Source organism: Arthrobacter sp. TmtSoilC77 (genome assembly GCF_059739415.1).
Genome location: NZ_AP046050.1, coordinates 2549721 through 2561030 on the forward strand (window position 1 = coordinate 2549721; position 11310 = coordinate 2561030).

Annotated in this window: 11 protein-coding genes; 7 read left to right on the plus strand and 4 right to left on the minus strand. The window is 60.2% G+C overall.

What is annotated here, in order from left to right; translation table 11 throughout:
- The first annotated feature begins 181 nt into the window (after nt 1-181).
- The gene (locus AC6I99_RS11720; protein ID WP_497945050.1) at nt 182-1684 is read left to right on the plus strand and encodes a sugar ABC transporter ATP-binding protein; all 1503 of its coding nucleotides are present in this window, start codon (nt 182-184) and stop codon (nt 1682-1684) included.
- A gap of 77 nt (nt 1685-1761) precedes the next feature.
- On the opposite strand, the gene AC6I99_RS11725 is transcribed toward AC6I99_RS11720, so the two are convergent.
- The gene (locus AC6I99_RS11725; protein WP_497945049.1) at nt 1762-2130 is read right to left on the minus strand and encodes a hypothetical protein; all 369 of its coding nucleotides are present in this window, start codon (nt 2128-2130) and stop codon (nt 1762-1764) included.
- A 328-nt stretch (nt 2131-2458) separates the two neighbouring features.
- Nucleotides 2459-2908, minus strand: a complete 450-nt coding sequence (locus tag AC6I99_RS11730) for a hypothetical protein (protein ID WP_497945048.1) — start codon at nt 2906-2908, stop codon at nt 2459-2461.
- Nucleotides 2909-3099: 191 nt separating this feature from the next.
- Here AC6I99_RS11730 and AC6I99_RS11735 point away from each other — a divergent pair, with 191 nt between their 5' ends.
- Complete coding sequence (locus tag AC6I99_RS11735; RefSeq protein ID WP_497960995.1) at nt 3100-4638, plus strand: SpaH/EbpB family LPXTG-anchored major pilin; 1539 nt, start codon at nt 3100-3102, stop codon at nt 4636-4638.
- 5 nt (nt 4639-4643) lie between these two features.
- Here the strand turns inward: AC6I99_RS11735 and serB are convergent, their stop codons facing one another.
- Complete coding sequence (serB, locus tag AC6I99_RS11740; RefSeq protein ID WP_497960996.1) at nt 4644-5537, minus strand: phosphoserine phosphatase SerB; 894 nt, start codon at nt 5535-5537, stop codon at nt 4644-4646.
- Nucleotides 5538-5648: 111 nt separating this feature from the next.
- On the opposite strand from serB, the gene AC6I99_RS11745 reads away from it, so the two are divergent.
- From AC6I99_RS11745 to AC6I99_RS11755, 3 genes are read left to right on the plus strand one after another with little or no spacing between them, the layout of a single operon-like run.
- Entirely contained in the window at nt 5649-6446 is a 798-nt protein-coding gene (locus AC6I99_RS11745) for an ABC transporter ATP-binding protein (RefSeq protein ID WP_497960997.1), read from the plus strand.
- A gap of 6 nt (nt 6447-6452) precedes the next feature.
- The gene (locus tag AC6I99_RS11750) at nt 6453-7238 is read left to right on the plus strand and encodes a sulfite exporter TauE/SafE family protein (RefSeq protein WP_497960998.1); all 786 of its coding nucleotides are present in this window, start codon (nt 6453-6455) and stop codon (nt 7236-7238) included.
- 7 nt (nt 7239-7245) lie between these two features.
- Nucleotides 7246-8139, plus strand: a complete 894-nt coding sequence (locus tag AC6I99_RS11755) for a TrmH family RNA methyltransferase (RefSeq protein ID WP_497960999.1) — start codon at nt 7246-7248, stop codon at nt 8137-8139.
- Between the two features lie 36 nt (nt 8140-8175).
- On the opposite strand, the gene AC6I99_RS11760 is transcribed toward AC6I99_RS11755, so the two are convergent.
- Nucleotides 8176-9561, minus strand: coding sequence for an NAD(P)-binding protein (locus tag AC6I99_RS11760; protein ID WP_497945045.1), 1386 nt, complete (start codon nt 9559-9561; stop codon nt 8176-8178).
- Between the two features lie 280 nt (nt 9562-9841).
- Here AC6I99_RS11760 and AC6I99_RS11765 point away from each other — a divergent pair, with 280 nt between their 5' ends.
- Entirely contained in the window at nt 9842-10099 is a 258-nt protein-coding gene (locus AC6I99_RS11765; protein ID WP_223932840.1) for a type B 50S ribosomal protein L31, read from the plus strand.
- 87 nt (nt 10100-10186) lie between these two features.
- The gene (lplAB, locus tag AC6I99_RS11770; RefSeq protein ID WP_497945044.1) at nt 10187-11305 is read left to right on the plus strand and encodes a lipoate-protein ligase LplAB; all 1119 of its coding nucleotides are present in this window, start codon (nt 10187-10189) and stop codon (nt 11303-11305) included.
- The last annotated feature ends 5 nt before the right edge of the window (nt 11306-11310 follow it).

Below are 11310 nucleotides of genomic sequence, written 5' to 3' on the forward strand. Positions count from 1 at the left end.
GCTTTCTGCGACACGAAATTCGATTAGTTGTTTCAAGTTCGAGCTTTTGCATTTAAGGAATCGATCTGATTGAATCTCCAAGGCGTCATCGTCCCTAAGGTAAGCAAACTGTATTAGGCCAAGGCAGGAACTTTATGGCAGTGTCCAGGGTCGAACCCACTACTGTGAACTAGGAGCATCTTTGGACCTGTTACTGCATGCTGATGATATTCACGCGTCCTACGATCAAAGACGCATCCTCAAAGGTGTTGGACTTTCACTCCACCGCGGCGAGATCCTGGGATTAATCGGAACCAACGGCGCCGGCAAAACCACCCTCATGGGCGTATTGGCCGGATCCCATAAGCACGATGGCGGGCACATCACGCTGGCTGGCGAGAAATATGGACCGGATTCGATGGAGGAAGCCCAGGCTTGCGGCGTAGGCCTCATCCCGCAGAACTTCCGGCTCGACTCTGACCTGACCGTCGCCGAGGCAATTTTCCGGGGAACGTTTCAAGCCAATCGATCCCATGATGAACTCCGGGGTCAAGCAATCAAACTCATTCAGGACATCGGAATCACCTTGGATCCCGACGTGAAGGTGGGCACTTTGATTCGTGCCGAGCAGACCCTCGTGGAAGTTCTGAGAATGGTTGCCGAGGAAGCCCAACTCGTGATCATGGACGAGGTTGCTGCGTCGCTGCCGGATCATGACGTCGCCGTCCTGCATCAAGTCCTGCGGATGCTGGTCGGGCAGGGACGTGCCATCATCTACATCACCCACCGCCTTGATGAGGTCCGGTCCATAGCCCACCGCATCGCCGTCATGCGGGATGGCAGGGTCCACAAAATCCTGGAAGCCAGCCGGACCGACGTCGACGAGCTCGCCTTCCTCTTGCTTCAGCACGAGCTGGCCAACAACTCCAGGCCCACGGATCCGGCACCCGGAGATGAGGCCATTCGGGTGGTGGAACTCACTGTCGAAGACAGTATCCGCGATATTTCCTTCAGCGTGTCCAAGGGTGAGATTTTCGGCCTGGCCGGAACACATCGCTCAGGCATTTATCAATTGCTCGAAGCGCTGGTAGGTATCCACCCGAGTACCTCGGGCCAGATTTTCATACAAGGGAAACCTGTACAGATCCAGGGGCTGCAGGATGCACTGCGTTTGAAGATCGGTTACTTGTCAGACACCGCAGACACCCTGGAATCGGCAAGCGGAATCGTTGAAGGCCTCCAGCGTACTGACGATGCTGCCGGCGCGAATTTGCAGGATGAGATCACCCAGCTTCGTGGCGTGATCGAACTGGTTCGCCGCATGCGCATCAACACGACGAACATTCATGGCGCCATCACCACTCTTTCGGGCGGCGATCGCCAAAAGGTGCAGCTTGCCAAATGGATGACCAGTGACTGCGATGTGTTGATTCTTAGCCACCCCAGCCGCGGCATAGATGTTGGGGCCAAAGAAACGGTGTACAGGATGCTCCAGGAGCTCAGCCGCACGGGGGTTGCGATCATCCTCTTGTCGTCGGATTTGTCGGAACTGGTCAGCTGGTGCCATCGGATTGGCGTGATGCGCAACGGCGAAATGGTGGCCATCGAGGCCAATGCCAATACCAACGAAGACGCCCTGGTGCACCATATGCTGGGCGAGAAGTTCACTTCCGGCAGTGGGGAAGCCCGCCGGGTGAAGAGTTGACGGCCCTCTCTTCCTGACACGAACCGAAAGGGGCGACCGCGAATGCGCGGCCGCCCCTTTCACTGTTCCAGGGAAGATCAGACGGTAATTCCCTTGGCCAGGCTGCTGAGCTTGTGGCGCGCCAGCGCAAGGTTTGCGTACGTTCGATCCAGCACCAAGTAGACAAACAGGCCCTTGGAACCGCCTGCGTTCAGGACGTTGATCAGGTGGTACTGCGAACCGAGGGTGATGAGGATATCTTCGATATCACTGTCCACGTTGAGGTCAGCCATGGTGCGGAGTTTTGCGCTGACAACATTTGAGTTGCCGGCAGCTGCCACACCCAGGTCAAAGCCAGGGTTTCCTCCCTGGGCCAAAGCCATTCCGCTGGAGTAGTCCACGACGGCCGCGCCCGTTGCGCCCTCGATGGACAGCAACTGCTTTATGGATTCGTCAAGCGTGCTCATATTTTGTTCTTCCTTTTCTTTTTTATTATCACCGAAATGTGTGAAGTAGTCCGCCCGGATCTCTTGGTACACCGGCGCATTGGGAAGTGATTCATCCTCGTTGGCATGCAGTTCAGCAGATACGGACTTTTCCTGACGTTTCCACCATCTCCGTGCGTGCCTCGAACGATTCATTGTCTGCCCCTGCTGGTATTGATCCCCGGCTGCCTAATGCATCACGGCTCCGTCTTGGAGTTTCCAACTTTACACATTGGGAACACACTGGAATGCACTGTCTCAACAAGTGAACCAGTTAGTGACGATCGCATAAATTATTCCGAAGTTGGCGTCACGAAATACGTTCATGAGTTTCAGGGGCGTTTATGTTCATCGCCTTTCGATTAATGAAGGCAACGTTAATAATGTGGTCCCCACCGGCCTCCACCGTGTTTTGGAAGATCACTTGATAGGGCGTGTGCCCAATCAACAGGGCTATTCCGTCAGGTGCCCTGTCAGGCGTTCGCGACGCATGTGCGAGCATGCTCCGAAAACCCGGATGATTCTCCACGCGCCCGCGGATCCCCGAATGATCAAAGGATGCCAAGGTAGACAGCCAGACAGTTCCATCTGCCTCGACCACCCCATGGGCCGGGTACACGATGTGGCCGGTTTCGGTGGCGAAGCCGGATTCTGTTGGAAAGATCTTGAACCGCGCACACCAGGACGTGAAGTGCTTCCTCAGCACACCGTCAGGGTCAGCCGAAACAACAGACTTGCACAGGGTTTCATGCTCCAGCAACGCATCTCCTTCGGATCGGCAAGGCGACGTGCGCCAACCGGCAAGCGCCACATCTGATGAGTGTCCTGAAAGCGCAAATCGTTTCGCTGAAAGGTTGTGGAATCCGCAACATGAACACCGTGCCAGCGCTACTCGAATGGTGGAGGCCCTCGGCCAAGTGTCCTGGGCACCATCAATCGAAGGGGAAAAGTGTGATCAATCAACGCGCCTCACGACATTGGCGAGCCGCCACTGCCGCCTTGGCAGGGGCAGTGCTGTCTGTGTCACTCTCCGTCGCGCCAGCCTCGGCAGCCCCGGTGATCAATAGTGACCAGACCGGTTCCATCACCGTTCACAAGTTCGAGAAGCCCATCCCTGGTGGCAGTGGCGGCGGTGGCCACGGCGGGGGTGGCAATGGCAGCGGCCACGGCGGGGGAGGCAATAACTTTTCCCGCGCCGTTCCTGACACCACGGGCCTGACGCCCTTGCCTGGTATTGAATTTACGATCCAGCAGGTCAATACGATTGACCTATCCAGCAATGCAGGCTGGGACGCGGCACACAACCTTAGCAATGTCTTTGTGCCGTCCGACCCCTCCGGTTCCATTACTGGCGCTGGATACACCCTGGGTGCCAGCCAGGCGCAGGTCACTGCTGCCGACGGCACTGCCGTCTTTGCCGACCTGCCCATAGGCCTGTATCTAGTGACCGAGACGAACTATCCGGCCGGTGTCACGCCATCGGCTCCGTTCCTTATCTCGGTGCCGACAACTGATCCGGATAACCTTGACAACTGGATCTACGACGTCGACGTGTACCCGAAGAACTCCGTCTCCGGTGCGGAGAAAACGGTCACTGATGCTCCCGACGTCAAGCTCGGCGATCAGGTCGATTGGACGATCACCGCTGATATCCCCAACGAGGCCGTGATCGACGGTTACAAAGTGGTGGATCAGCTCGACACCAAACTGACGTATGTTGGTGCCACCGCCTTGCTGGAGGATGGGACCGCACTTGCGGAAGGTGCCGATTATGTTGTGAGCTTCGATGCCACAACCAACACTGTCTCGGTGGTCTTCACCGATGACGGCCGTGCCTTCCTGGCCGCCCGCACCGATACCCGTGTGCAGATAGTTGTGAGCACCAAGGTCAACACCATAGGTGAAATTGAAAACGTCGCACTTGCCTACCCGAACGCTGCGAGCTTCAGCATCACCCCCGGCCAGCCCGGCGGCCCGGTGGTAACGCCGCCTGTCGTTACCAAGTGGGGCGGGATGACGTTGCAGAAGGTAGACGAAAATGCTGCCGCCCTGGCCGGCGCTTCTTTCTCGGTCTACACCAATGAGGCCGATGCCAACGCAGGCACCAACCCCGTGGAGATTGACGGCCAGACTGTCTTCACCGTTGGCGGCGATGGAACCTTGACCATTTCAGGGCTGCGCTACTCGGACTGGGCCAACGGTGCGGCCGTTGCCCCTGGGGACCTGGACTACCGCACCTACTACCTGGTGGAGACCACGGCGCCGGCGGGCTACGAGCTGCTTGCCGAACCTTTGTCCTTCCTGATCAACTCCACAACCACAACCGTCGGCGTTGACCTGAGCGTGAAGAACATGCCGTCCAACGCCGGGTTCGAGCTGCCTCTGACGGGAGGAGCGGGAACCGGTCTGCTTTATGGAGCCGGCGCTCTCCTCGTCATTGGTGCCGGCCTGCTGTTTGTCCGCAACCGCAGGGCAGGTAGCAACAGCTAGGCGGTTCAGACGTTGGCGATGTGCCGCACCGCATCAAGGTAGGGCATGTTGATGACGGCGTCTGCCACTGCACGGACGGCCGGTTTGGCGTTAAAGGCAACGCCAATTCCGGCCGCTCCCAGCATGTCGAGGTCGTTGGCGCCGTCGCCCACTGCGATGGTGTGCTGAAGGTCGATTCCCTCGGCAGCTGCCCACTTGCGCAGGTACTTCTCCTTCGCTGCGCGGTCGATGACGTCGCCCAGCACCCTGCCCGTCAAAGCGCCATTGACGATTTCCAGCTCGTTGGCAATCCAGTAATCCAAGCCGAGTTCTTCGGCTATGGGCCCGAGGATCTGGTTAAAGCCACCGGAAACCACAGCCACCGCGTGGCCCGCCTCCTTGAAGGCAGCCACCAGTTCTGCTGCGCCAAGGCTGAGGCGCACCTCCGCACGTACAGAATCGACGACGGCGGCCGGCAGCCCTGCGAGGACCTCAACGCGGGCGTAGAGGCTCTGTGCGAAATCAAGTTCCCCACGCATGGCTGCTTCGGTTACGGCTGCAACTTCGTCGCGCTTGCCTGCATAAGCGGCAAGCAACTCAATGACTTCCTGTTGGATCAGCGTGGAATCCACATCCATGATGAGGAGCTTCCTTGGCGCCTGGCGAAGGTCCTCCGGAACGATCGCAGTATCTACTCCGGCATCCGCGGCCTCAGCCACCCGCCGTCGAATAGTTGTCAGGGCTTCGGGCGTGATGGCATCAACGGCGAGACCGGCCGTGTGAACACCAAAGCGGTGGTCCCCGGATTGTGATTCCGATGACACTTCGGCGCCGGCATCAGCCAGCACTTTGCGCACGTTATCAAGCGATTCAGGGGACAAATTCACGCCATAGCTGACCGCAGCCAAGTTCGAAGTCATGGTCCCAATCCTACTGAGCGTGCTACCTCCACCCGAATTCGTTTCTCCGCAGCAGCCAGCACGTATGCCCGGTTATCAGTCATCTGTATTTTTGTCCTAGTGTCTACTGCTATGAGTGATGTTCTGGAATTGGCTTCCGTCAGCGTTGTCCGAGGCAAGAAGACCCTGCTGGACAAGGTTGACTGGCAGGTCAACGAAGGCGAACGCTGGGTCATTCTTGGCCCCAACGGCGCAGGCAAAACGACGCTTCTCCAGATTGCTGCAGCCCGCATGCACCCGTCCAGCGGAAGGGCAGGGATCCTTGACGAAACCCTGGGCCGGGTTGACGTCTTTGAACTGCGCCCCCGCATCGGCCTTTCCTCGGCCGCGCTGGCTACCCAGATCCCGGAACACGAGAACGTCCTCAACGTCGTAGTGACTGCGGCCTACGGCGTCACCGGCCGCTGGCGTGAAGGATACGAACGCGATGACGAGCGTCGTGCCTTTGGCCTCCTGAATGACTGGGGGATGGGCCCGCTGCTCAACCGCACGTTTGCCACGCTTTCCGAAGGTGAGCGGAAGCGGGTGCAGATCGCGCGGGCACTCATGACCGATCCCGAACTCCTGCTCCTGGATGAACCGGCCGCCGGACTCGATCTTGGGGGGCGCGAAGAGCTCGTGCACAAACTCGGTGAACTTGCCAAGGACGAGGCAGCTCCGGCGATGGTCCTGGTGACCCACCACCTTGAGGAAGTTCCCCCGGGATTCACCCACGCCATGCTGCTGCGCGAAGGTGGAGTAGTGGCAGCCGGTGCCATTAAGGACGTACTCACGGACGAGCACTTGAGCAACACTTTCGGCCTGGCCCTGGACGTCACGGAAAACGCCGGGCGTTACACGGCAACCGCCCGCCGCCAGGCGGGCCAGTAGTCGACGGTGGAGATTCTTAGCAGCATCCTGATCTTTTTCGCGGGCTTGTGGGCCGGCACCATCAATGCGGTGGTCGGCTCCGGCACCCTCGTGACTTTTCCTGTGCTCATCGCGCTGGGCGTGACTCCGGTGGTTGCCTCCATGAGCAATGCCATGGGCCTGGTGGCTGGCACTGCCGCCGGAGCCTGGGGGTATCGCCGCGAACTCGCGGGCCGCGGCAGGCAGTTGATGAAGCTGCTTCCGGCCTCTCTGCTGGGCGGTATCACGGGGGCTTGGCTGCTGCTTCATCTGCCGGACAAAGTCTTCCACTTTGTGGCCCCCGTCCTGCTGGTACTGGCGCTGCTGATGGTGATGTTCCAGCCTCGTCTCCAAGCCTCGGTGCGAAACCGTGAACAAAATCCGGAACATGCCCTCAGGGACCGGAGCCACGGAGTCCTCCTCGTGGTCCTGGTTTACCTCGCCGGCGTTTACGGCGGCTACTTCGTAGCGGCTCAAGGGATTTTGCTTGTAGCAATATTGGGCGTGTTCCTCACAGGGACCATGCAGAACGCCAACGCCATGAAGAACATCCTGGTGCTCGGCGTCAACATGGTGGCTGCTGTGTCCTACCTGATCTTCGCCTTCGATCGAATCAACTGGCTCGTGGTCCTGCTGATCGGCGTGAGTTCAACCATTGGCGGCCTGGTCGGATCCAAGGTTGGCCGCAAGCTTTCGCCACGCGTCTTGAGGGCGGTCATCTTTACGCTTGGGATCGTGGCCCTTGGCTTTATGATCGCCAATCTGCTGAAATAATCGGCCGGTGACGTTTCACTATCTTGAGTCCGCCGATGATCCCCGCGTGACCGACTACACCACGCTGACGGATGTGCACCTTCGCAAGGTTCGCGAGCCGGAGGAAGGCATGTACATTGCCGAATCCTCCAAGGTCCTCCGCCGTGCATTGGCAGCAGGTCATCAGCCACGCTCGTTCTTCCTGGCGGAGAAGTGGCTGGAAGACCTCGACGACGTCTTCCAGGCTTATCCCGACGTCCCGGTGTTCGTTGGCAAAGCCAGGCTGCTGCAAGAAATCACGGGTTTCCATCTGCACCGCGGAGCGATGGCAGCCATGCACCGTCCGGCACCTGTGCCGCTCTCGCAGCTGCTGGCGGATGCGCGCCGGGTTGCCGTGCTGGAAGACAGCGTGGACCACCCCGACGTCGGTGGTTCCAAAGTGCAAGGGGACGAAACCGCTCCTCTTCGAGGACGATCGAGGATCGCGGTCCTTGAAAACCTAACCGACCATACGAACGTAGGGGCGATCTTCCGCAGCGCGGCAGCCATCGGTGTCGACGCTGTACTGGTCTCGCCCCAGTGCGCCGACCCGCTGTACCGACGCTCCATCCGGGTGTCGATGGGCACCGTGTTCCAGGTGCCGTGGACGCGGATCGAGTCGTGGCCTGGAGACCTTGGAGTCCTTAAGGATGCAGGTTACTTCGTTGCCGGCATGTCGCTTGGCGAAGGGGCCATAACACTCGATGAACTGGTCGCCCAGGACCATCCGAACCTCGCGCTGGTCTTCGGCACCGAGGGTGAGGGATTGAAGCCTGAGACCGACCAAGTGCTCGACGCGCGCGTAACAATTCCGATGATGAACGGCGTCGATTCGCTGAATGTTGCCGCGGCATCCGCTGTGGCGTTCTACGCGACGAAGTAGTGGCCCCCCAGCGATCGCGGCCCGACGATGGCCGGGTCACGCCGATGCGATGAGGCGGGGGAGGTTGGAGAGCGCTCCGGCGGCATGGGCCCGGCTGCGCTCCTGAGCCTCGGGGATGCGTGGGTCGTCGGCATAACGCTGCAGCTCGGCGAAAGGATACAGCCGGCTCGTGCGCGACCATGCGGACACGGCCGGATGCTGGCCGCGTGCCCGGGAGTTCGCCATCAGCGCGGCGTAGGCGATGAGGAAGTCGACATTCCGATCCCAGAGGTGCAGCGGGCGGCACAGCTTGTTCTTCTGGTCGTCGTCGTGGAGTTCGGCTTCGACGACGCCAAGCATCGCGTACTGGAACGAGACGGTGCCCCAGAACATCGGCTGAAGCGTGATGCGGCCAGGTTCGAAGATCGGACGAAGTGGAGGCCGGACGAGCCCCGTCGCCGCGCAGTGGACGTGCAGCGTTTCGCGTGTCGTAGGGATGACGCCGTCGTCGAGGATGATGCGGTCGCGCTCGACACTACGCACGTGGCCGAGTCGGACGACATCCTCGATTTGCCGGAGGAGGGCGATCTCGGCTTCTCCGACGATCGCGCCGTGGAACATCGTGGGTGGCACCGAGGGATCAACCCGTAGCAGGATTCCCTGTTCGTCGAGCCGTGCGAAGAGATCGTCAACCGTCGTTGCTTGGGCCATGGCCTCGATCTGTGCAGCGTTCGCGACGTACTGGTCGACGACCAGATCGTGCGGCTGCAGGTAGCGTCTATTCGGCCACCAGCCCTCGCGCGGCTTGATCCACGTGAGGTCGGCGGGATCCACACCCCGCTCAAGAAGCCACACGCATGTGTCGAGGGCGGTCTTTCCTGCGCCGATCACGGTGAAGCGTCCGGCCGGGTGGGCGAGTCGGGCGAGCCCACCGGTTGGGATGCAGCGGACTCCATCGGCAACGGCGAACGGCGGGGCGGAGGTGGCGGGGATGCGCCCCTCGAGATACCTGGCATCCACCACGCGGCGGCGCACGGTGACGGGCACGGTGCGGCCGTCCAGGCGGGAGACGATCCGATCCTCGTCAACGAACTCGCACTCGGGCAGGTACATTACACGGCCGCTCGGCAGGAAGACCCGCGTCATCGCCTCTTCGAAATGCGCACAGATCTCGCTCGGGCCGGCCAGTTCGTACATGCCTGCGTTCGTGCCACTGACGTCGCGCCTGCTGGCTCCGAATGGCACGGATTCCACGCCATAGAGGTTCGCGGGCTGGTGCAGCCGAACGAACGGATATGCGTCCTGCCAGTGTCCCCCGGGCGCGTGCCGACGATCTACGATCGCGACCGTTGCATCCGAATGCGCGAGGATCCGGTCGGTGAAGACCATCCCCGCTGTCCCGGCGCCGACCACCAGATAGTCGGCTTCGATGCGCCCGCGCATGCACTTACAGTAAACCCGGCCATCTGCGCAGGGGAAAGGGCTTCACTGTTGCCGCCATGGAATTGACCGAAGACGCCATTGATCGTGGCGAACACGCTGCCCGCAACATACCCAAACCCGGCTTCGCCCGCAGGACTGAGGCTGGTTCGTGCACCCGGCTGGTTTCGGCTATGATTGATTGTTGGCCCGGCCGCTGAAATTTCTACCTGCAGCAGGCGGACCACCTCCATTCATACCTGGCAGCTGGCAAAATCCAGTTGCGTGAACAAAAGGTCCCATTATGAAGTCTGATATCCACCCGAAGTACGAAGCTGTTGTTTTCAACGACCTAGCTTCCGGCACGAAGTTCCTGACCAAGTCGACCGTGTCTTCCTCGAAGACCATCGAATGGGAAGACGGAAACACCTACCCGGTTATCGACGTCGAAATCTCTTCGGAGTCCCACCCGTTCTACACGGGCAAGCAGCGCATCATGGACTCCGCTGGCCGCGTCGAGCGCTTCAACGCTCGCTTCAAGGGCTTCGGCGGCTCGAAGTAACCACTTCACCCCAAGGCTTTTCGAAGGCCCGCATCGCTGGAACTTCCGGCAGTGCGGGCCTTTTCGTTTTCCGGCAAGATGGAACGCATGACGTCCCAGCCCGCACCCGAAGAACACCCTAACGACATTCACGACAACAACGACGGCGTCGCCCGCCTTCACGGGGAGTATAAAGTTCCGGGGGGCAAACTCGTGGTGGTGGACCTGGATGTCCGGGATGGCCGGCTGGCCAACGTTTCACTGAGCGGGGACTTCTTCCTGGAGCCCGACGAAGCCCTGCAGGACATCAATGCCGCTCTGACTGGCCTGCCCGTGACGACCCCGGCTGCAGACATCGCTGCGGCTGTTTCACAAGGGTTGCCCCCAGAGTCTGTACTGTTTGGATTCTCTGCAGAGGCGGTTGCCGTGACTGTCCGCCGTGCGCTGTCCAAAGCCACGGGCTGGTCCGACCACCAATGGGAAGTTATACCGCCGTCGGTCCTGCCCACCCACGTCAACGTGGCACTGGACGAAGTACTCACCGAGGCGGTGGGAGCAGGCCGTAGAAATCCCACCCTGCGGTTCTGGGACTGGGAAGAACCTTCAGTGGTCATCGGGAGTTTCCAGTCCGTCCGGAACGAGGTCGATCCTGAGGGCGTGTCCAGGCATGGCATCACGGTGGTTCGCCGTATCAGTGGTGGCGGTGCAATGTTCATGGAAGCAGGCAACTGCATCACCTACTCCCTTTACGTACCGCAGACGTTGGTGGATGGCATCAGTTTCGCTGATTCCTACGCCTTCCTTGATGCATGGGTCATGGCGGCGCTGGAGAAGCTTGGCATCACGGCTTTCTACGTTCCCCTCAATGACATCGCCACCGAGCAGGGCAAGATCGGGGGTGCGGCCCAGAAACGGCTGGCCAACGGAGGGATGCTGCACCACGTGACCATGAGCTATGACATCGACGCCGACAAGATGGTGGAGGTCCTGCGCATCGGCAAGGAAAAGCTCTCAGACAAGGGCACGCGCAGCGCCAAAAAACGGGTGGACCCGTTGCGCCGTCAGACCGGCTTGGCCCGCGCCGCCATCATTGAGGCCATGCAGGAAGTTTTTGTGGAACGCTACGGCGCAGTTGAATCCCGCCTCTCAGACGATGAACTTTCGCAAGCCAGGAAGCGGGTGGAAACGAAGTTCGGCACGGAGGAGTGGTTGAACCGGGTTCCTTAAGCAGG

Bases quoted from the DNA above. Each gene is read 5' to 3' on its own strand.
- AC6I99_RS11765 (WP_223932840.1), top strand. From the start codon at position 9,842: ATGAAGTCTGATATCCACCCGAAGTACGAAGCTGTTGTTTTCAACGAC.
- AC6I99_RS11745 (WP_497960997.1), top strand. From the start codon at position 5,649: ATGAGTGATGTTCTGGAATTGGCTTCCGTCAGCGTTGTCCGAGGCAAG.
- lplAB (WP_497945044.1), top strand. From the start codon at position 10,187: ATGACGTCCCAGCCCGCACCCGAAGAACACCCTAACGACATTCACGAC.
- AC6I99_RS11760 (WP_497945045.1), bottom strand. From the start codon at position 9,561: ATGCGCGGGCGCATCGAAGCCGACTATCTGGTGGTCGGCGCCGGGACA.
- AC6I99_RS11725 (WP_497945049.1), bottom strand. From the start codon at position 2,130: ATGAGCACGCTTGACGAATCCATAAAGCAGTTGCTGTCCATCGAGGGC.
- serB (WP_497960996.1), bottom strand. From the start codon at position 5,537: ATGACTTCGAACTTGGCTGCGGTCAGCTATGGCGTGAATTTGTCCCCT.